This is a genomic window from Clostridium sp. ZS2-4 (assembly GCF_026719745.1).
GTDB lineage: Bacteria > Bacillota > Clostridia > Clostridiales > Clostridiaceae > Clostridium_H.
Genome location: NZ_JAPPRQ010000053.1, coordinates 160338 through 182834 on the forward strand (window position 1 = coordinate 160338; position 22497 = coordinate 182834).

20 protein-coding genes, 1 pseudogene and 1 other annotated feature are annotated in these 22497 nt (G+C 30.2%); of the genes and pseudogenes, 4 read left to right on the plus strand and 17 right to left on the minus strand.

All coding sequences use genetic code 11. The features are described 5' to 3' along the window. The 7 genes from trpC to OIO11_RS10735 form a co-directional block, all read right to left on the minus strand. Nucleotides 1-777: an indole-3-glycerol phosphate synthase TrpC gene (trpC, locus tag OIO11_RS10705; protein ID WP_268071452.1), complete on the minus strand. Its 777-nt coding sequence runs from the start codon at nucleotides 775-777 to the stop codon at nucleotides 1-3. Then, a complete protein-coding gene (trpD, locus tag OIO11_RS10710; protein ID WP_268071453.1) occupies nucleotides 774-1793 on the minus strand; it encodes an anthranilate phosphoribosyltransferase in 1020 nt (339 codons plus the stop codon). The genes trpC and trpD overlap by 4 nt, the downstream gene beginning before the upstream one ends. Nucleotides 1794-1796: 3 nt before the next feature. Further along, the gene (locus tag OIO11_RS10715; protein ID WP_268071455.1) at nucleotides 1797-2372 is read right to left on the minus strand and encodes an anthranilate synthase component II; all 576 of its coding nucleotides are present in this window, start codon (nucleotides 2370-2372) and stop codon (nucleotides 1797-1799) included. Next, on the minus strand, nucleotides 2369-3841 hold the full coding sequence (gene trpE, locus OIO11_RS10720; protein WP_268071456.1) for an anthranilate synthase component I: 1473 nt from the start codon (nucleotides 3839-3841) through the stop codon (nucleotides 2369-2371). Before trpE ends, OIO11_RS10715 begins: the two co-directional genes overlap by 4 nt. A 154-nt stretch (nucleotides 3842-3995) precedes the next feature. Next, nucleotides 3996-4254: a binding site (T-box leader), on the minus strand. 80 nt (nucleotides 4255-4334) lie between these two features. Beyond that, the gene (locus tag OIO11_RS10725) at nucleotides 4335-5165 is read right to left on the minus strand and encodes a 4Fe-4S binding protein (RefSeq protein WP_268071457.1); all 831 of its coding nucleotides are present in this window, start codon (nucleotides 5163-5165) and stop codon (nucleotides 4335-4337) included. Continuing rightward, nucleotides 5158-5316 (minus strand): CD1871A family CXXC motif-containing protein, encoded by a 159-nt coding sequence (locus OIO11_RS10730; RefSeq protein ID WP_268071458.1) that lies wholly within the window; start codon nucleotides 5314-5316, stop codon nucleotides 5158-5160. Before OIO11_RS10730 ends, OIO11_RS10725 begins: the two co-directional genes overlap by 8 nt. Before the next feature lie 103 nt (nucleotides 5317-5419). Then, nucleotides 5420-6526 carry a TlpA disulfide reductase family protein gene (locus tag OIO11_RS10735; RefSeq protein ID WP_268071459.1) on the minus strand — a complete coding sequence of 369 codons (1107 nt, stop codon included), beginning with the start codon at nucleotides 6524-6526 and terminating at the stop codon, nucleotides 5420-5422. Nucleotides 6527-6738: 212 nt separating this feature from the next. Between OIO11_RS10735 and OIO11_RS10740 the strand changes: the two are divergent. Further along, a pseudogene (locus tag OIO11_RS10740) lies at nucleotides 6739-6867 on the plus strand (ABC transporter ATP-binding protein); the annotation flags it as partial. Nucleotides 6868-6996: 129 nt separating this feature from the next. On the opposite strand, the gene OIO11_RS10745 reads toward OIO11_RS10740, so the two are convergent. The 3 genes from OIO11_RS10745 to OIO11_RS10755 form a co-directional block, all read right to left on the minus strand. Next, nucleotides 6997-7797, minus strand: coding sequence for a TerD family protein (locus OIO11_RS10745; protein ID WP_268071460.1), 801 nt, complete (start codon nucleotides 7795-7797; stop codon nucleotides 6997-6999). Between the two features lie 149 nt (nucleotides 7798-7946). Then, on the minus strand, nucleotides 7947-10061 hold the full coding sequence (locus tag OIO11_RS10750) for a putative bifunctional diguanylate cyclase/phosphodiesterase (RefSeq protein ID WP_268071461.1): 2115 nt from the start codon (nucleotides 10059-10061) through the stop codon (nucleotides 7947-7949). A gap of 301 nt (nucleotides 10062-10362) precedes the next feature. Beyond that, nucleotides 10363-11022, minus strand: a complete 660-nt coding sequence (locus OIO11_RS10755; RefSeq protein ID WP_268071462.1) for an AIM24 family protein — start codon at nucleotides 11020-11022, stop codon at nucleotides 10363-10365. 187 nt (nucleotides 11023-11209) lie between these two features. Between OIO11_RS10755 and OIO11_RS10760 the strand changes: the two genes are divergently transcribed. Together OIO11_RS10760 and OIO11_RS10765 are read left to right on the plus strand one after the other, a co-directional pair. After that, complete coding sequence (locus tag OIO11_RS10760; RefSeq protein WP_268071464.1) at nucleotides 11210-13759, plus strand: YceG family protein; 2550 nt, start codon at nucleotides 11210-11212, stop codon at nucleotides 13757-13759. 11 nt (nucleotides 13760-13770) lie between these two features. Further along, the gene (locus OIO11_RS10765; RefSeq protein ID WP_268071465.1) at nucleotides 13771-14868 is read left to right on the plus strand and encodes a toxic anion resistance protein; all 1098 of its coding nucleotides are present in this window, start codon (nucleotides 13771-13773) and stop codon (nucleotides 14866-14868) included. 244 nt (nucleotides 14869-15112) lie between these two features. Here OIO11_RS10765 and OIO11_RS10770 read toward each other — a convergent pair whose 3' ends face one another. Together OIO11_RS10770 and OIO11_RS10775 are read right to left on the minus strand one after the other, a co-directional pair. Beyond that, the gene (locus OIO11_RS10770) at nucleotides 15113-15814 is read right to left on the minus strand and encodes an MgtC/SapB family protein (protein WP_268071466.1); all 702 of its coding nucleotides are present in this window, start codon (nucleotides 15812-15814) and stop codon (nucleotides 15113-15115) included. Nucleotides 15815-15821: 7 nt separating this feature from the next. Further along, a complete protein-coding gene (locus OIO11_RS10775; RefSeq protein ID WP_268071468.1) occupies nucleotides 15822-16919 on the minus strand; it encodes a sensor domain-containing diguanylate cyclase in 1098 nt (365 codons plus the stop codon). A 123-nt stretch (nucleotides 16920-17042) separates the two neighbouring features. Here OIO11_RS10775 and OIO11_RS10780 point away from each other — a divergent pair, with 123 nt between their 5' ends. After that, entirely contained in the window at nucleotides 17043-17225 is a 183-nt protein-coding gene (locus OIO11_RS10780; RefSeq protein ID WP_268071469.1) for a hypothetical protein, read from the plus strand. A gap of 378 nt (nucleotides 17226-17603) precedes the next feature. Here OIO11_RS10780 and OIO11_RS10785 read toward each other — a convergent pair whose 3' ends face one another. The 5 genes from OIO11_RS10785 to OIO11_RS10805 form a co-directional block, all read right to left on the minus strand. Further along, entirely contained in the window at nucleotides 17604-18458 is an 855-nt protein-coding gene (locus OIO11_RS10785) for an Mrp/NBP35 family ATP-binding protein (protein ID WP_268071470.1), read from the minus strand. 83 nt (nucleotides 18459-18541) lie between these two features. Then, nucleotides 18542-19366, minus strand: a complete 825-nt coding sequence (locus OIO11_RS10790) for a hypothetical protein (RefSeq protein ID WP_268071471.1) — start codon at nucleotides 19364-19366, stop codon at nucleotides 18542-18544. Nucleotides 19367-19397: 31 nt separating this feature from the next. Then, nucleotides 19398-20156, minus strand: a complete 759-nt coding sequence (locus tag OIO11_RS10795; protein WP_268071472.1) for a prolipoprotein diacylglyceryl transferase — start codon at nucleotides 20154-20156, stop codon at nucleotides 19398-19400. Between the two features lie 88 nt (nucleotides 20157-20244). Then, a complete protein-coding gene (locus tag OIO11_RS10800) occupies nucleotides 20245-20829 on the minus strand; it encodes a hypothetical protein (protein WP_268071474.1) in 585 nt (194 codons plus the stop codon). 109 nt (nucleotides 20830-20938) lie between these two features. Next, nucleotides 20939-22393 (minus strand): DUF7922 domain-containing protein, encoded by a 1455-nt coding sequence (locus tag OIO11_RS10805; protein WP_268071475.1) that lies wholly within the window; start codon nucleotides 22391-22393, stop codon nucleotides 20939-20941. Between the last annotated feature and the right edge of the window lie 104 nt (nucleotides 22394-22497).

Genomic DNA, 22497 nt, shown 5'->3' on the forward strand with positions numbered 1-22497 from the left:
CTATCTCCCCCTAAGTTCTCTTAACTTTTCATCTATAGCTTTTGCCCTCATCAAGCTTTCTCCTATAAGCACTCCCTGGACACCTAAATTGCTAAGAAACTCCATGTCTTTTCTTGTATTTATTCCACTTTCACTTATTACAGCTTTATCTTTTGGAATAAAAGACATTAATCTTTCTGTTGTTTCAAGAGTAGTTTTAAAGGTTTTTAAATCTCTATTATTAATACCAATTATTTCTGCTTCCGTTTCCAATACTATATCTAGTTCAGCTTTATCATGGACCTCAACAAGACACTGAAGTCCCATTTCTTTTGCAATCCTTTGAAAATCTATTAGTTCCTTCTTAGTCAGTATTGCTGCAATTAGAAGAATTACATCCGCTCCCAATACTCTTGCCTGATAGATTTGATATGGATCAATTATAAAGTCTTTTCGCAAAACAGGAACAGAAGTTATACCTTTAATTTGAGATAAGTATTCATCTTTTCCCTGAAAAAATTTATCCTCTGTCAATACTGATATTGCCTGAACCTTATTTTTTTCATATTCCTCAGCTATAGCCAGTGGATGAAAGTCTTCCCTTATAACACCCTTAGAAGGTGATGCTTTTTTTACCTCTGCAATAATACTAATGTCTTTATTTTCAATGATTGATTTCTTAAAGTTTCTGGTTTCATTACAAGCTTCTATTTGAGAAACAAGCTTGTTAAAAGGAGTGATTATCTTTTCTTCCTCTAGTTTTTTTCTCTTGTAATCAACAATTTTGTCTAGAATCATTTGACTACCTCCTGTGTAAACTTTGCAAAATCATTTAGTTTTTCTAATGCAAGCCCTGTATCTATAATTTCTTTTGCTTTCTCAATTCCTTCTTTTAAAGAATCTGCCTTCTTTCCTACATATATGGCTGCTCCAGCATTCATTAAAACCATATTTCTTCTTGCCCCTGTTTCACCTTTTAATATTTTAAGTATAATCTCTGCATTTTCTTCTGGATCTCCTCCTGATATTTCATCCTTTTCAGCTACTGGAATTTGAAAATCTCTAGGATCAATAAAATAGGTATTTATTTTTCCATCCTTAAGTTCACTTACCTTTGTTCTATCAGTAACTGTAATCTCATCTAACCCATCCACTCCATGTACAACCATAGCCCTTTCAAGACCCAGTTCCTTCAAAACTCCTGCCATAACTGGTGTAAGCTTCTCATCAAATACACCAAGCACCTGCCCCTTTGCTCCTGCTGGATTTGTTAATGGTCCAAGTAAATTGAATATACTTCTAACTCCAAGTTCACGTCTTGGTCCTACAGCATATTTTGTTGCCTTGTGAAAATTAGGTGCAAACATAAAGCCTATATTCAACTCATCTACACACTTTTGCACTTCATCAGGCTGGAGGTTAATATTAACCCCTAATTTTTCTAATACATCTGCACTTCCACATTTGCTGGAAACAGAACGATTACCGTGTTTTACCACCACAACCCCAGCTGCTGCAGCAACAAAAGCTGCTGCTGTAGAAATATTAAATGTATTTCCTCCATCCCCTCCTGTGCCGCAGGTATCTATGGCATAATCACTCTCAATAGATACATTTAGTGCCTTATCTCTCATAACCTTAGCACTTCCCGTAATCTCTTCCAAGGTTTCTCCCTTCATTCTAAGTCCTATTAAAAGACCACCTATCTGAGCTGGAGTTGCCTTACCTTCCATGATAATATTCATAGCACTTATCATTTCTTCTTGTGTCAAGTTTTCATTTCTTGCTACCTTATCTATTGCAAATTTCAGCACTCCTTACGCCTCCTTTTTATAATTTAAGAAGTTTTTTAAAAGCTCTTTTCCATTCTGTGTAGCGATAGATTCAGGGTGAAACTGAACACCAAATATAGGATAGTTCTTATGTTTTAATCCCATAATTTCTCCATCGCTACTTTCAGCAGTAATTATCAGCTCATCATCAATAGAATGTCTTTCAACAACCAAAGAATGGTATCTTGTTACTCTTAATGGATTTTCAAGTCCTTTAAACAAATCCATCTCATTATGTGTAATCATAGAGGTTTTACCATGAACCATTTCCTTAGCATGCACAATCCATCCCCCAAATACTTCCCCAATACATTGATGTCCAAGACATACCCCCAGTGTCGGTATATCCTTTCCAAATGTTTTAATAACTTCTTTAGAAATACCTGAGTCCTTTGGAAACCCTGGTCCTGGGGAAATTATAATATGGTCTATATCCATTTGTTTTAGTTTTTCTATTGTCACTTCATCATTTCTGAATACTTTCACTTCTGGATTAATCTCTCCCACATATTGATACAAATTGTAAGTAAATGAATCATAATTATCTATTATTACAATCAAGATACTTCCTCCTCTGCTATTTTTATAGTTTCTACCAATGCCTTTGCCTTCCTTAGTGTCTCTTCGTATTCACTTTTTGGATCAGAATCAGCTACAATTCCAGCACCAGCTTGAATATATGCCGCTCCCTCCTTGAATACCATTGTTCTTATGGCAATACACATGTCCATATTTCCATTAAAGCCTAAATATCCAACTGCTCCTGCATATACCCCTCTTTTTCTATTTTCTAATTCATCTATAATCTCCATTGCTCTTACTTTTGGTGCTCCTGATACAGTACCTGCTGGCAAACAGGATATTAGTGCATCATACATATCACAATCATTTTTAATTTTTCCAATCACATTGGATACAATGTGCATTACATGAGAATATTTTTGTATCTCCATAAATTGATTTACTTCAACTGTTCCAAATTTTGATATCTTTCCAATATCATTTCTGCCTAAATCCACCAACATTAAGTGTTCTGCTCGTTCTTTTTCATCCTTAATTAACTCCGCTGCATGTCTTTCATCTTCCTCACGATCTTTTCCTCTTGGTCTAGTTCCTGCTATAGGGCACGTTTCTACCGTACCTTCCTTTACTTTTACCAGCAGTTCCGGTGATGATCCAACTAAGGAGTATTCTCCAAAGTTTATATAAAACATGTAAGGTGATGGATTTATAGTTCTTAAAGTTCTATATGCCTTAAATGGATGTATGCCTGTTTTTATCTGCAGCCTTTGAGATAAAACAACTTGAAAAATGTCTCCGTCCTTTATATATTCCTTTGCTTTCAAAACCCCTTGGATAAATTCTTCCTCTGTTTTATTGCTGAAATATTCGCTTTTTTCTGAATTTGCTTTTTTGTCCTCTTCCATTTCAAACCTATTTTCTAATATTTCTCTCTTTATTTCTTTTAATCTTTCAAGAGCATTTTCATATAGTTTATATAAGTCAGAAGATACAGGAACATTTACAATAATCCTAATTTTCTGTCTTAAATGGTCATAGCAAATTATTTCTTCTGTTAATAAAAGATGTACCTCTGGCATTTTTATATCATCAATATTCACATTAACCAGATTTTCATAATTTCTTATTACATCATATCCTATATATCCAACTGCTCCTCCACTGAAGTCAGGCATATTTTCCATATGCACCATGGAGAAATCATTAGTTATTTCTTTTACAATATCAAGTACTCTACCTTTCTTATTAATTACCTGATTTCCTTTGTTTATAGTTACCTGATTCCCATAACTTCTGATTGTCATAAAAGGATTTCTTCCGATGTAGGAGTATCTTCCCCACTTGTTTCCCCCTTCAACACTTTCTAGAAGATAACTGTTTTTATCTTTGCAAAGCTTTTTAAACAAAGTAATTGGTGTCTCTGTATCTCCTTCCATTTCTAAAGAAACAGAAACCATTTTTGAAACCTTACTTAATTCTTCAAACTTCTTAAAATCTGGATAGACCATATACTCACCCCTAATTTATAAAATAAAAAAGCATTCCATCCCCATAAATAGGGACGAAATGCTTAAGCTTCCGCGATACCACCCTGATTAGATATAATACAATCATATAGTTTGCAGCAGCATTTATATAAAATAAAAAACACTCCGTCCCTTTATATAGGACGAAATGTTGAATTTCGCTGTGCCACCTATCTTAGATAGTATTAAATCTCTCTCTTTTAAGTACGGAAATAGATTTGACTATTTCGATACCCAGTCCTTGTAACGTAAGACCTACGGCAAATGCTACTCTCTTATGATTTCACACCGCTTCTCATGGAACCATTCAATAAGCATATCCACATCAGGCTTCCACCATCCCCGACTCGCTTTAGCTTCATGTCCTATCTACTTTTTCCAATCACTGAATTTATAAACGCTTTTTTTAGAATTATAATATTAATTTGTAGTTTAGTCAATGAAAAATTATGGATTATCTGGAGTTTTTACTTATTTAAAAATGCACACCTCTTTTAATAGCTTTCGTAGAGCACGCTTTTACGCAGTCTCCACATCTTATACACTCTGCACCGTTAGGCTTTTTATAAACTTCTATATCCAACTTACATTTTTTCACGCAAGCTTTACAGTTTGTACACTTATCTTTATCTACTTCAAACTTGTAAAAGCTTATACCATTGAATAAAGAGTAAAAAGCACCTAAAGGACATATATATCTGCAAAATGGTCTGTATATAAATACAGAACTTAGAATCATAATAACTAAAAGGAACATTTTCCATCCAAATAAAAATCCAATAGTATCTCTTAAAGGTTCATTTAATAATACTAAAGGTATTCCGCCTTCTAAAGTACCAGCTGGACATATATATTCACAAAAATAAGGTGGACTTATTCCGAATTCATTCACTAAGAACATAGGCAGTAATATTACAAATACAATTAAAATAACATATTTTAAATACTTCAATACATTGTTTATTTTTTTATTAACTTTAATCTTACGAGATGGTATTTTATATAATAAGTCCTGAATTAGTCCAAAAGGACACAACCATCCACAAATAAATCTACCAAATATTATTCCCATTAAAGATATAAAACCTGCTATATACAATGAAAAATCATATTTTATAGTTCCTATAACCGCCTGCATGGAACCTATTGGGCAGGAACCCATAGCTCCTGGACAGGAATAACAATTCAGTCCTGGAACACAAAGCTTTTTTGTGTTTCCCTTAAATATATTTCCTTCAAAAAAACCTTTAATATTGGCGTTTGTAATTATAGCAGTAATTATTTGAGTTATTCTTCGCTTATCCAATTCCTATACACTCCAAACATATATTTATTGCTTTCTTTAATACCACCCGAACTTCATTTCTATAGACTCCTGCTGCTATAAAACTCACACTCATTAATAAAATTCCGTACTTCAATAATCTTTCTTGCAATTTTATTTTTTCATAAGCCATAAGATACCCTCCCCTTTACCTTAAGCTTCTTTATTTGCATCTACTATCAAGTAGATTTACAGACAATAAATATTCCTAATAATGTTGCCTGTAAACTATTTAATTATTTTAAAGTCTTTAATCTTTCTTGTATTTCCTTCTTATATTCTTCCTTGCCGCGAGATCCTACTATAGGTTTACCAATAATATTTCCTTTGCTGTCAACAAATATAGTTGTTGGAACTCCCGATACGTCTTTTAAGAATCCATTCTGTAATTTTTCATCAGGAATTATATTAGTATATGCTACTCCTTTTTCTTTTACTATTCTCTTTGCTAATTCTTGATTTTCTTCATCATCAGATGTATCTGCAACAATACCTAGTATGTTTATATTTTCTTTCTTTACTTCTTCATAAAGCTTTTGAAGATCTGGCATTTCTGCAATACAAGGTTCACAGAAAGTAGCCCATATATTTACCATTGTAAGCTTATTATCTTTAAAGATACTGCTGTCTGCTTCTTTCCCATCTAAAGCTTTTGTTTTAAACTCTATATTTTTATGTTTCATCATTTCTGCATCTTTATCTATTGGCGTAAATAACTTTATATTTTTCTTTAACTCATCAATTCCTTTAAGTGCTTCTTTAAATTCCTTCTTTTCTTCATCCGATAATCCATTTTCATCATATTTATCATTGTATAATATGTAGCATTCCAAACTATCTTTTTCAGCTACTTTATCCTTATGTTGATACTTTGAGAAAACTTTTTCTTTTGTTTCTTTATCTTCTTTTGGACCATTCTTTTCCTTGTTTTTATCCAATACTAAGATAGTAAAAATTTCTTTTGCCTTAGTTTGATATTCTTCAAATAGTTTTTTTTGTTCTTCTTCAGTTTTTGCATTTTTTGCTTTTGCTTCTATTTTCTTAATAAATTCAGCAGGTACAAATTCGTATGGGATCTCTCCTACTATATAAGCTACTCCAAATTTTCCTCCTACTACACAAGCTGGACCTATTCCCTCTTTTTCAACCCATGCTTCCGGTACAGTATATTCTAAGCCCATTTCCTTATATTTATAATGATTATCTTTTAAAACATCCTTTTTGCTTTCTGTTTGCTGTGTTTTATTTTCAGCTTGTGCAGATTTATCAGTTGATTTACCACATCCTACTATTGAAACACAAACTAACGCCGTTATAATCATTGCTAAAAATTTCTTTTTCATATTACATCCTCCTCCGTAACTAACTGCTTACATGTATAATTATATAGTTTTAAATTCATATATACCATTTATTCACCTTACAAAACAGTTGTTTAATCTTACATTATCGTAAGATTAAACCCTTTTAAAAAGTTGATACAATAGAAAAGCTTCCAAGCTTTAATACTTCAATTGAAATTGATATAGGCATTAATTTTTTTATGTTATATATAATAATGAAATTAAAATTAAAAAATCTTAATAAAAAGTTCGGAAGAAATAAAGCTACAAATGATTTTTCAGTTACTCTTGAAAATAGTGTTTATGGATTATTAGGACCTAATGGTGCTGGTAAAACAACTTTTTAATAGTGATGTTTATAGCTGTAATGGTAATACTGCGTAAAATCACTTATAATGCCTTTACTGATGAAAATAGAAAATAATAATAAGAAGAAGAAATCTCCATGAAAATTTATTCATGGAGATTTCTTATTTAGTCTCTATTCCATAATTATCACACAAGGCTTGAAGCCCACCATTAAATCCACTGCCTATTGGTGATACCTTCCACTCATTTTTATACCTGTAAATTTCTGCAACAACAACTGCTGTCTCATATTTTAAGCCTGTATTAAAATTATAGCTTATGATTTCACTCTTAGTTTCAGTATCTATAATCTTAAAATATCCATTAGATACAGCTCCAAAATTCTGACGGCGTTTATCTGCTTCATAAATTGTTACGGTAAATGCAAGCTTTTGAATATTAGGCGAAATCAAATTCAAATTAAGCTGAATAGCGCCATCAAATCCACCCTCTAATAAAGAATTGTGGTCTTTATCTATAACCACTCCCCCATCTCTACTGGAAGGATTTCCGTAAAAAATAAAATTTTCTTCCGCTGTATTATTGTTTCCATCCACCATAAAAACTGATGTATCTAAATCAAATTCTACATTTCCATTAAAATTTATATCCCACTCTAATCCAACCATAAGCTTTGAAATATTTTTAGTTTTTGAATTTACACTTACTTTCTGACCTCTCAGTAGCTTAGTAGAATTAATAGTGTTAATACTAGCTCTCACAGCTTTGTTTTTAACTGGTTTAGTAGCAGTATTTGTTACACTTGCAGCTGGAACTGAATTAGTCACAGTATTTATATAACCACTATTATTTTGAAGATTAACTGTATTGCCTGTATATGTTGCCTGGTTTTCAATAACTTGTGCAGGTTGTGATAAATCAATAATCCCCTCTTCTTCCCTTAGGGACGTCTCTACAACCAAACTCCCGTACCTGCACTGCCGAGAACTTATATTATTTATATTTGGGTTATATATATTTATGCTCACTCTTTACTGATTGCTCCTTTCTTTTTTTGTATTTTAAAGTGTTCCGCTTTTTATGTGTGCAATATTATATTTTACTCTTTTTCCTATACCAGCATCTTCTCTATCTCAGATGCTGGTATAGGCCTACTGAAATAATATCCTTGTCCAATATCACAAACATTCTTCTTCAAAAATGCCAATTGTTCTTTTGTCTCTACTCCTTCTGCTATAACCTTCAGATCTAAACTGTGGGCTAACTCAACAATTAATTTGAAAATATAAGATTCTTCATCTTCATTTATAATATTTTTAATGAATTCTCTATCCACTTTTAATATATCAATAGGCAGTTTCTGTACATAGGTCAATGAAGAATATCCAGTACCAAAATCATCCAAGGCAATAGTTATACCTAATTGCTTTAGCTGCTGCAATACTTCAATAGCCTTTTGTAGATCATCCATCACAGCCGTTTCAGTAATTTCCAATTCAATATTACAAGCGTTCATATTATATTCTTCCAATATATGTTGAACGTTTGACACTAATCCTTCCTGTGTTAATCTTTTACTTGATAGATTAATAGACATTTTTATGTTGGAATATCCTTCCTCTTCCCATTTTCTTTTTTGTTTGCAGGCTGTTTTCAGTACCCATTCTCCAATCTCTCTAATATATCCCGTTTCTTCAGCAAAAGGGATAAATTCCATAGGTGAGATGAATCCTTTTTCAGGATGTATCCAACGAATAAGGGCTTCTACACCTATAATCTTACCCGTATTCAAATCAATTTGCGGCTGATAATACAATACAAACTCTTCATTTTGTATAGCATATCTTAATTGATTACTCATTTGAATATAGCGCCAAGTTTTTTCTCGCATATCACAAGTAAAAATGCCGAATCCATCTTTTCCATTCTCTTTGATATGAAACATTGCTGTATCTGCATTTTTCATAAGAGTTGATAAATCCGTGCCATGCTCAGGATATACTGCAACTCCCATACTGGCAGATATATAAAATTCTTGTTTTTCTAAAATCCAAGGTCTTCTTATATATTTAAAAATACGATTAATTTCTAAAATAATATTATTGGTATTTTCTACATTCACCAGTACTATGGCAAACTCATCTCCACTTAATCTAGCTACCAAATTTGGAGATTTAATTTCATGTAATAACATATTAGCTATATGTAATATAAGTTTATCTCCTGCATCATGTCCCATAGTATCATTTATATGCTTGAAATTATCAATATCGAAATATATAAATGCAAGCTTGTGCTTTTTTTCTTGTGCTTGTTTAATTTGTTTCCTTACTTCTTCTTGAAGCATGGTGCGATTTGGAAGTTGGGTCAGTGTATCATAATATGCCAGTGACTGCAATCTATCTTGCAAATTTACTTGTTCTGTAATATCAGTATGGGAACCAGCAATACGAATTAGATTTCCTTGGCTGTCCCACACCCCTTTTCCACGACTAAGAATCCAACGATACTGCCCATCTTTACATCGAATTCGATAGGTATCTTCATAAATACCTTCTTTAGAAATCAAATATGCTTCTATTTTGTCTAAAACTCTTTGCAAATCTTCCGGATGTAAAAGTGTTTTCCAAGTTTCCAAAGAATGTTCTAATTCATCCTTGTCATAACCTAATTCTTTTTTCCATTTTATAGTAAAGAAATATACACCTGTCTGCAAATCCCAATCCCAGATACCATCATTTGCTCCTTCCACCGCCAATTCATAACGTTGATTGCTGATTACAAGTTCATTTCTATGTTTCTCCAGTTCATCGTACTGCTGACTTAATTCTTCATCCAGTGCCATTAATTCTTCATTAGCAAAACTTAACTCATCATATCCTTCTAAAATTTTATCAATTGCCAATTTAAACAACATCATTTTGCTGTTTATAATAAAATAAAATATGGCTCCTGTTACAACAACATAAAACCAGCCTTTATATAACTGGACTTCTTTCAAAATATGTGTATCATTAATAAAAATATCTAAAACCTCATCCGATAACAGTATCCAAAGTGCACCTATAATCACGTAAATAATAATAATTTTTAATGATTCAAGCTGAGGATTAAGATCTTTTTTGAATTCTAAAAAATCAGAAAATTTATTGTATATATCCATCATTTTATTATCAAACCATATAATATCTTTTCTATCCTTCATTCCTTGCACCACTTTCGTCATAAGTTAGTTTATTTACTTTAATTCTGCAAAATAAAAAGCTAAATTGGCAATGCTACCCAAAAGCAGATATGGCATACTGAACAAACGTTACCACACAATTAAATATACAAGTGGTTATGAGTATGTCAAATAAATCACTAGTCATATTTTATCATTTAAAGTGAACTTTATAACTACTTAAATGATGTAAACTTTGGAATAAATAAACCATAATTTCATAATATAACCACTTTCATCAATGGTTTAATAAATTTATTTGACACAAAACACAATAAAAACTTATTTTTCTAAGCTTCTTTTATTAGTCAATTGCTATATTAACTCCTGAAGGTCTCTCAGCAGGTTGAACTATAACAACTTCTCCTGGGCTATTAAATTCCATGAAATAAGACTCTCCAGAACTTTGTCCAATAAATGTTTTCCAGCTTACATCTGTTCTAAAGCTTGGGTCTTGACCTGTCCAGCATATAACTGCATCAGGATCTACAACACATGGAGTTTCAAGTATTATAGGATTTCCATTTGTAGTTATAACAACCTGTGCATCACTTCCCATTGCAGTAAGATTTGAAGTAAATAATCCCTTTTGTGATATAACCCCACTTCCAATGAATCTAACTCCATATTTACAATCTGCCGTAAAAGCTAGTAAATTTTCTCCTTCAACTCCAACACTTTGACCTGGTTGCAATTTTATTATGCTAACATGCTGGGCTCTATTAGCCATATAATATGTACCCTTACCACTAACCTTCATTATAGGTATGTTTTCCCCTGTAAGCTTTCTGGCTGCAAGATTTATCATTGAATTTAAAATGCTTCTGTTCTGATTTGGATCTAGTAAAACCTTCTCTGCCGTAAAGCTTCCCTTTTGGGCTACCATAGCCCCAACTCTAGCAAAAAAATGTCCCTCTCCATCCGCAACACAGCTTAATTCTTGATGTACTCTAAAATTAAACATTTAACACACGCCCCTTACCATTCATCTTTAGAATAAATACTTGATTTATTAAGGTTAGTATATCATAATAAAAGCTATATTTTCATATTCTTTTTTAATTTTTAAATAGGATTTACAAGTTTTTTGTATAATATATTTAATAGGAAATATTTTAATATAATCAATTATTTGAAAGTAGGCATGATATATGGTTAACATTCGAAAATTCATAAATTCTTCCATTAAAAGCTCTGATGATATTTTCAATGATATACTTGTACCAGTAAACAAAAGAATTGGATTTATAAAGGGTCCTAGTCCAATCATACCTATTTATTTTTATAGATGTATAGGTATTAATGAAGAAGAAGACTATTATAAGAAACTCCATAAGCTAGATGAAAATTTATCTAAATTAAACAATCAATATTTAAGATTTGTTTCTAACATACCTTTTAACACTAATCATAGGTTAATGGAAAAAATTCAAATTACTTGGGATAGAAATAATTTAGAGCCTTTTGACAATTCAAAAATACACACTCTAGTGAAATTATTAGGAGGAAATGGCTCAATTCCTAATATAGATAATTCATTGATAGATACTTCTATTGTGGAAGTCTTTGCTCATATTTTAGGATTATATCTGAAAAAAGAGGCAAATTTAAATTTAACTAAAATCAAAAATTTCACCTTAAAGTTAATTACTTGGATAAATGACTTTATTCCAAATTTAGTACAAAATTTCAGTTTAAAAACACCAAACAATACGGAAATTATAAATCCAAAAGTGATTTACTATGGAGATGTAAAAAAGCACGAAGTATATTTTTTAATTTTCTTATCTCGTTTAGGTTGTGATGTTTTATATATAAATTCTCCTTCTGACTGTGATTTTTCATTCATTGATAAAGAAGGACATTATTCTAAAATTTTAAATCTACCGTTAAAAACAAGCTTAGAAATTGAAAAGTTAGATTTTAATAAAAAACTGCAAAATCAAAAGTCAATTTCTACAGGAGCTTTAAATTTTAATACGTCTGAAAAAGTTAGTAATAATATACCTAAAACCGAAATTAAAACTTCTGTTAAAACTTTCAACGTAAGTAACTACATGAACTCTATAAGTTCAGCCCTTAAAGCTTCCAATGATATTTTAAAAGATTTTTCATCTTCTTTAAATAAACGAAGCGGCTTTATTGGTAAACCTATGCCTATAATACCAGTGTATTTTTATAGATACATAGGAATAGAAGAAAATAAAAATCAATATTATAACAATTTATACCGATTGGATAAAAAATTAGAATCTCTTGGTAATTTATATTTGAAGTTTACATGTGACCTACCTATTGAGTCAAGCCCAGAACTTATGAGTAAAACAAACAGTATATGGAAAGCTGTCCATGACTTTAATAAAAATAAAAAATATGTTTTAATTGGATTATTAATGGAGGCTGATGCTTTTCCTGATTTAAAACAAGAAATAATAACCTCTTCCATAGTAAAAAGCTTTAATTCTATTTTAGAATTATACTTGAATACGGAACCTAATATTAATACAGCTAAAATTAAAAATTTCAGTTTAAAAATACTTATGTGGATTCATAAATTTGTACCGAATTTATTTAAAAAATTTGATTACCTTAAGAATTCTACAAATGAAATATACAATCCTAAAATATTGTATTATGGAGATATAAAAAAACATGAAGCTTACTTTTTACTATTTTTATCTAAATTAGGATGTGATATTTTATATATTAACTCTTGTAATGATGAAACTTTTGAAAAAATAGATAGAGATAAAATAGATACTAAGCTAATAACTTTACCTAATACATCTCCGCTGAAAGAGTTTCCTTTAGAAGAAGTAATAATTAGACAGGAAACAACTGCTTTTAAAGCTTCAAGAGAAATTGGCAATGTTATTTATAATGAAGAAGATGGTCTTTACAGACCTTGGCAGTTTGAAAATTATAAAACTCATCCTTTAACCTTAAAGACAACCTATGATGAGCTGAAAATTCTTTGGAAGGAAGAAGCAAGAATGCGTCCCGGATTCAGAATAGAAAACGGAACTGTTTACCTTCCAAATCTGTTTGCAAAAATAAGTGGAGTTCATAGTGACTTAAATCTATATTGGAGTGAATTTGCAGAACTGAAGGAACCAGATAATTTACTCTTTATACCACAACTGCCTTATATAAAAACTAATTGCTCAAAATATGACTTATATTCTTTAGAATACTGCTTTGATAAAAATGGACTTGTTGATAGAGAAAGTTTATTTAAACACCGTCTTTATAAATTTGGTTATTTAAAAACTTCTTTACAGGATACTATTATTTACAAGATAAATCAACTGCTTAAATTACCGATTTTTAAATATTCTCTTAGTGTAGAATTCAGGCTTAGAATTTTAATGACAGTGCTAACCATAGATAAAAACATACTGGAACTAATTCAAAAGTTTGACTATCCATTTAAAATACCAAAGATATTTATTTATGATAAAGATGAAAATATCTTTAGTGATGAAGACTTTATTATGTTAGCCTTCTTAAATCTGATAGGTTTTGACATAGTGATATTTACACCTACAGGCTATAACAATATTGAACAAAAAATTGATGAAAAATACTTTGATACTCATAAACTGGAAGACATTAAATTTAACCTGGAATTACCTGATTTAAAATCAATACGTAAAAATAAGAATAAATCAAATTCATTTTGGTCTAATCTTTTTAAATAAGGAGGATTTTTATGATAAACAATACAAATGAAATGATGGCTTTACAATCAGAAGGAATTAATCTTGAGAAAGAAACCAATGAAATCGCTCTAAGAGTTAAAAATTCACCAGAAGTAATAGCCCTTGCAAAGCAAATTGATACACAAAATGTTGACAGCATAATGGCTTTTGGACAAGATACTGCCGCTGAAATATCCAGCTTTGCAGACCAAATCTTAAGTTCAATACAAACAACATCTGTGGAAGATTCAGGACAACTTTTAACTCAGCTTAATAAAATAATGGATAAATTTGATGTGAAAGATTTTCAAGATAAAAAACCTGGGTTCTTCGAAAAGCTTTTTCATAAAGCTAAGGACTCTATAGATGCTCTATTCCAAAAATATCACACAATGGGTGGAGAAGTAGATAAAGTTTACGTTCAATTAAAAAAATATGAAGCTGAAATAAATTCTTCAAATCAAAATTTAGAAGAAATGTTCAATAAAAACATGGACTACTATGAATTGCTGGAAAAATATATTTGTGCAGGCAATGTAGTTATAGAAAACTTCAAAAATAATATACTTCCTGAACTGCAAAACAAAGCTGCCGCTTCACCAGAACAAATAGATCAAATAAATTTATCTAATGGAATGCAGCTTTTACAAATGCTAGAGCAAAGAGTTTATGATTTAGAACTTGCTAAAAATGTTTCTCTTCAAACTATGCCTCAAATTAAATTAATACAGCAGGGTAACTATAATTTAGTTAGAAAAATAAACTCTGCTTTTATAGTTACTATACCAATATTTAAACAAAGCTTAATACAAGCTATAACTCTAAAAAGACAGGCTGTTCAATCAAAAGCTATGGCTGCTTTGGATGAAAAAACAAACGAATTACTGCTTAGAAATGCTCAAAATACAGCAATGCAATCCAAGCTTACAGCTCAGCTTGCATCTGGAAGTTCTATTCAAATAGAAACTCTTGAAAAAACATGGCAAACTATTATTCAAGGAATAGAAGAAACTAAACAAATTGAAAATGAAGCAAGGCAAAAACGCATAGACGGCACAAAACGCCTTCATGCAATACAAAAAGACTTTGAAAACAAAGTGAGAAAATAAGAATGTTGCGAAGCAACATTCTTATTTTCCCCAGTAGCCAATCACCAATCCCCAGCGTAAAGAAAAAACATAAAAGCAATTAAAAACAATTAAATAAAATAAAAAAAACTAGACTTAAAGATAGAGCATTTATATTTTAAGCCTAGTTTGCTTTATTCTAATTTTAGTTTTGCATTAGCAAAACGTCATTGTCTGGGGACTGGGGATTGGTCACTGGTTACTAGAATAAAATTGTTTCACAATTTTATTCTTTTCTGACTTTCACTATTTTCTCAAACTCATTCAATTCTTCAATAACCTTATTAATTTTCACACATCTTGGAACTAAGATTATATATATGCATTTTCTAAACAAAGGATTTTCTTCTCTTCCTTGTATTAAAAATTGTACATCTTTGATTTTTATATTTTTAGCTTTGAAGTAATTTGTCAGTTCTAAATTAATATCTCCTTTATTGTAATATTCAACTCCTAATTTTACCACATCTACTTTTTTAAAAAAATTAGATTCAAATCGTCTCAAAAAGACTACTGTAAAAAAAACACTTATGGCCGATATGCAGCTTAAGAAATAGTAACCCATACCAATAGCAAGACCTATACATCCTACTGTCCAAATACTTGCTGCTGTAGTAAGTCCTTTAACTGAACCTTTTTCATGTATTATTGTTCCAACCCCTAAAAAACCTATTCCTGATATGACTTGAGCACCCAATCTTCCCATATCAGCTTTAACTGCATTTGAAAGTTCTGGATGCTCAATAATAAGTACGATTGTATCTGTAGTAATATGAAGCTGTATCATTGATATTATAGCCGCACCAACACAAACTAGAATATGAGTTCTAAGTCCTGCCGGTCTATTTTTAAATTCTCTTTCGTAACCAAGAAGTCCACCAATAAAGATAGCAAGCGCAAGTCTTAATATGACCTCATAGTTATCCATTAACTTCTCATATCTCCTTTTTTCTTGCTTTATCCATATACATATTTTTATCCGCAATCCGATAAATTTCTTCTATAGACAAGTTTTCACTAGATTCTATTTCACATATTCCATAGCTAAAGCTTACCTTTAGATTATTAATAACTGTTTCATCAAGCATTTTTCTTATACTTGTCATCACTTCTTCAATCCTATCCTTTGAAGAATTTTTAAATAGAATAACAAACTCATCTCCAGCTACCCTTGCATAAATATCGTTTTTACTTATATTTTTTCTTAGTATTTTTGTGAAATGTTGCAGAGCTTTGTCTCCTGTTACGTGACCATATTTATCATTTATTTTTTTAAAATTATCTATATCAATTAAAATAAAAAATAACTTAGTATTAAGTTTATTTATTTTTTCTATTTCTTCATTTAAAAGGTAATTAAATATTCTCCTATTATATATCCCTGTTAAATAATCGTGATGAGCCTTATATCTTAATTCATCTTGAATTATAAAATTTTTCAATACTATTTGCAGCTGATTTCTTATATGATTCATTGCTTCCAAATCATCATTTGTAAATGTCTTATCTTTTTTTATACTATCAATATTTATTACCCCTATAAGTTTATCATCTATATGTATAGGCGCACTTATAGTAGCAGTAATATTTAAGTCTTCATATTTATCAAACTCTGATTTGCTTTCAATACTCATATTTTTTTTATCAAATTCAGCTGGATTTAGTATTATTGCAGTATCTGTAAAATTATTAACCTTATACAAGAAGATTTCTTCTTTTCCTAATGTTAGATTTGTTAAATTCTCTGAAAAACCTTTTGCTGCTTTAAAATGAAATCTTCCATCTCCTTCTAAAATAAGTATACTTCCCTTATCTGCACATACAACTAAATCTACAGCGGCCTCCAACATAACCTCATATAATTCTTTTTTAGTTCTCACTTCATTAGCTTGATTTCCCAACCAATAAAAGGCTTTATTAATTCTTTGCAGTGTGGATAATCTATTGTTAACTTTTTTTATTTTATAATATTCCTTTATAACTAAAATCGTTAATAGTACCATGATAAAATATAAACTGAAATTTGCTGACAAAACCTTTACTCCTCTCAAAACTACCCCTTATTCTTAGTATGCATTTTATTTATGTTTTATAAGAATAATTCATGTATAACCAGTAAAAAATATATAATGAATAAACTGCAAAGGAGAACCTCTATGCAAGGAAAAATATTAGATATGAATAAAACAGATGCTTTCATCGTTTTTGAAAACGGAACAACCATGGATTTATGTGTATCTCATATCCCACCCAATTCCAAAGTAGGCGATAAAATTAACATTGATTTACCTGCTTCCAAAGAAATAACTAATGATAAAATGAATGACTTTTTTATTTAATTATAACACAACTTAAGGATGTTACGACATAACTCATAAAAGTTACCGGCATGAGAGATTGTTTTATTAATACATAATAAAATTAGGTGGCTTTATTTCACAAAAGTTTAAAGCAGAAAAATAAGGGGATATAAATTTCAATAAAAGATTCTTGAGGTAGTTTTTACAAGTTCTTAAGTTTGCGTTTTAAAATTTTCGTAATTTTGCTCCATGGACGGAGCAAAGCCAGACCTGCAGCAGGACGCTGCATAGGGCTGGGTAGAAAATTTTAAATAAGCAAACTTTAGAACTCGTTAACGTACCGAAGATTCTTGTTTGAAATTTATATCCTCATTTTTTCTGCCTTCATAAGTTTAGATAATAAAGCCTCTCCAAACTTTATTGTTTCACAATTTTATTCAACTGTTCCACAAAGTTCTCAAACAACTCGTCATACTCTTTAGACTCTTTTATGTAACTTTCCATTTTTCCATTTTCCAAGCTTTCAACCAAATCTAAATTTATTGGCATTTCTGCTAGAAGTGGTGCACCTAGGTATTCAGCATGTTCAACTGCTGGCTTTTTACTGAATACTCTTATTTTGTCTCCACAGCCTTCGCATTTTACATAAGACATATTTTCTACTACGCCTAACAAGTTTATGTTCATTTTTTCTATCATTATTACAACCTTTTTAACAATCATAGAAACCATATCTTGAGGAGTTGAAACCACAACCATTCCTGTTAGTGGTAATGTCTGCATTATTGTTAAAGCTATATCTCCTGTTCCTGGAGGCATATCTATAAGTAGGTAATCCAACTCATCCCAAACTGTATCAGTATACATTTGGTTTAAAACTCCAGTAATTAAAGGTCCTCTCCAAATAACTGGCTGTTCTTCTTCCTCAGTTAACAAGTTAAGAGACATAACCTTTATTCCACTTTCTGTTTGGACAGGCATAAATTTAACTTCTTCTGTTCCTTCTAATTGCATTGCCATAGATCTTTCATTACTTATTCCTAAAACTCTTGGCATTGAAGGTCCTGTAATATCAGCATCTAGAACCCCTACTTTATGTCCAGCCTTTGAAAGCTGTGATGCAAGAATTCCTGTTACTGTAGATTTACCAACGCCACCTTTACCACTAATAACACCAATTATACTTTTTATTTTTCCATACTTTGGAAGCACCTTTGAACAACTTTCTTCATTGCATGATCCTTTACTTGGACAGCTATCACAATTACTCATTTCCATTCCTCCTAAGCGTACTATAAAAATTAATCAATACCATTATATCACTATAATGGTTTTTATCAAATGCCAAAAACTCTTTAAAACTTTTCTGGTTTCTTATCTTTACTCATATTAAATTGCCATGCTCCTAAATTATACTTATTTACAAAATAGTACTTAATTTCCTTTTTAGTTTTCTTATTAAAAAAAGTAATTATACATTTATATATATCAGACTTATAACCTTCTGTTGATATATCCATAGTAATATCATATTTATTTCTATCATCATTTTTAATTATTTCTTCATTACTTTTTAGATTTTCCTTAAATTCTTCTATATCCATAGTCATAATAAACTTAGCTACTTCTTCATCATCTATGTCAATTCCTATTTTTTCATTACCTTTTAAATCGTTACTGTAATCTTCCAAAGCTTTCAGCATAGAATTATAATAAACATTTTTAAACTCTTTTGGTATTCTTATATCCCAGAAAGTTTTTAGAATGTCATCATCAAGACTTTTAGATACAATATACATTTTATTGTCACCATATAGATTTCCTGCATCGGTTTTATCTAAGCCAGCAACATAATTAAATTTATGAACCTTATCTATGCCTTCATAGAATTCCAGGGTATAATCCGGTTCTAAAGATATTTTATTTTTAACCTCTTTAGCATCTGACAGAATATTGTACAATTCTCTTATTGAATTTTTATCTGTAACTATGAAGGTAAACCCTTTATCTCTAATATTTTGTATAGTTACCTTATTAATTTTTCCTTCTTTTATGTATTCAAAATCTGTGTTTTTCATCCCAAGCTTTACTTGCAAATTGTCTATTTGACCACATCCCGTTAAAGTACCACTAAAAGCTATTATTAATATAATAACTAAACTTCTTAATTTTTTACTCACATCCACTCACCTCCTAAGATGTAAACCACAATTATTTCTTTGCTCTTTTAATCTTTTGTATGTTAAAAAGAATGATTCCTATGATAAGAGTAAATATAGCTATAAATTGAGATGTAGATAATATTCCTACATTTCCTCTTGGATCACTTCTCAAAAATTCTATTATAAATCTTCCAACACTATAAATTATAACATACATAGAAAAAAGCTTTCCATCTTCTCTTTCTTTTTTATCATACCATATTAAAAACAAAGCTAAAGCAAAATCAAATACAGAAGAATATAGTTGTGTAGGGTGAATTGCTATACCTGAAGGTGCAAACCAGGAATTTTTAAATACAATGCCTATTGGAAGACTAGTTTCTCTTCCATAACAGCATCCAGCTAAAAAACACCCTATTCTTCCAAAACCTTGAGCTAAAGGTACACTTGGTATTACTAAATCCAGCACGCTTAATATATTCCATCTTTTTCTTTTGCAGTATACAATTATCCCCAAAATCCCGCCTATAATACCGCCATAAATAACAAAACCGCTTCCAAAATCTTTAATAATTGATAGTGGATTAGTCAAAATATATTTAAATTCAGTTATTATATATAAAATCTTGCCACCCAAAACTCCAAAGATTATTGTAAGCATAGACATATTCCATATCATATCATCGTCATAGCCTCTTATTTTACTTCTTTTAGATAACAATATAATGGCAAAAATTATTCCTATGGTTATCATAGCCCCATATCCATATATCTTGATGCCAAAAATTTCAAACAAAATAGGTTTCATTATTCTACCTCCTAAAAATAATAAGAGAAGCTAAAAGCTTCTCTTTATTCATGTATAAAATTATAATACTTAAAACATACTAAATCAATTATCCTTTAATTTTTGTTGTTTTAACTATACTGTAAAAAATAGCTGCAAAGCTTTCTTTGAAATTTTGACTTTTTACAAAGAATGAAAATCTAATAAATTGATTATTGTTATTTATAAAATATTCATAGGCGGTATAGTCAACATCATTAGCTACCATATTGTACTTTACCAAATATCCCTCTCTATTATTTATCTTTATATTACTTATCCTATAATTTTTTATTATATTTTGTTTCTCAGATACTTCCTTACTTTTCATTAAGAAATCTTTTAAATCATCTTTTATATTCCAAACCTGAACAAACCCAGTTATAACAAGATCATCAGATTGAAAATCATTATGGTAGATTATTTCACCACCAGGAAAGGTTTTAGATTTTACACACCACTGTGATGGAAGCTTATAGGTTAATTTTCCTTCTAAAGCTTCGTACTCCTGTAAAGAACTTATATTATTTTGTATAAAGCTTACTGACTTTATATGCCCCTCAAATATTTGTCCAATTGCAAAAAGAATTATCATTGATATAACAGCAACAAAAACAACTTGCAATTTCCTTTTGTTTATTAATATAATCTTCATAAAACTCCCCCATACCCTATAATCTACTCTCTAATACTATACTATATGAGTGAAGCTCAAAAAATATTAAAACTAACTGCACTTTTTAAGCAGTTAGTTTTAATATACATTATATTACCGGCATCATAATTCTTGAATTCTTGAAATCATAAAACATTACCCAATATCCTACGCTGTGTATTTTATCTTCAGTATGATCTTTACAAACCCAAGTTGTAAAACCTGTTGCTCCTCCAAATGGTTGATCATTCATAATTTTAGTACCAGGTATTGCATATACCAAATATCTCATTCTACCTTTTGAATCACACTTGTATCCTACAAGATAATGACCATGTTTTTTAATATAAGGATAATAGCAAATCATCGGATAATATAAAATAGTATATTTATCTAAATCTGATGTATCATTAATATTCTCAAGCTTCTCTGCTGGAACTTTATACCACTTGCATTTTCCTATTTCAGAGCAGACATCAGTAACCTCTTCAAGATCTTTGGCAAGATTCTTAAAGAATTCTCCTAATGTTCCAACTGGATAATCCTTATTATCTCCATTGTCTTTATATTTATCCTTGTAATTGTATTCATACTTCTCTTTAAACTTCTCTTTGCACTTACATTCATACTTGTCTTTGTAGTTATCCTCACACTCACATTCACACTCACATTCACACTTATCTTTATACTTTTCTTTGTCTTTATTCCTTGTATCTTCACCTCTATAATCTTCTAATTCGGCTGTATCATCAATTTCCTTAGCAGTCTTGTTTTCATTACTATGCCTCTCGCTATTTGTATCATCTACATCATCTAAAGCATCAGTAATATCATCACTTTCATTTTCATTTATACTTTGATTTATATCAGCATCATTAAGTTCTCTATTATTACTGTTTATGTTCTTAGCCATTTCTATGTTCTTTTCATATTCATCAAATATATTATTTTCTGATTTATTTTTATTATCTATTTTTTCTATTTTTTCTATTTTTGTTTTAATCTCTTCTTTAACTGCTTTATCTTTGACTATATCTCTATTATCCTCAAAATCAGAACTTTTCTTTATATCATCATTACTTTTATCTATCTGTTCATCAGTTTCATTCTTATCTTCTCTCAACTGTTCTTTATTTTCGACAATAGAATATTTTTTCCATTCCTCGAGTCTGGTTCCACTGATAAATCCTGTTAAAACAGCTCTCATGCTTGTTTCTTGAAAATGGACTATTGCCGCCCCTTTAATTTTATCCATAGAGATTCCGCTGTTAGCTATGTTTTCTATACCATATTCGTATGATATCTCTGATCTTCCATAATCATCTATGTTCATTTTTCCTAATTTTATTAACTTATTTTCACTCTTCTTACTGCATATTAAAATCATGTAATAAGGTTCTTTAGATTTATTTAAGTTTTGAACATAATATGATATTTTGCATTTATTATTTTTCTTTTCAATTTTAGTATATCCCGTTGGAAATTTATTAGCATCTATTGAGAACCCTTTTTCATCTTCCTGCAATATTATAAAGTACCTGCTGTAGTTTTTTTTAGCTGACACCTCTTCTCCCCCCATACAATCTTATTCATTATTATAATATATGCTATGTTTCTAAAAAATGAACTCTTTTCAAAAAAACTTTGAAATTTAGGGGTTGTACTCTA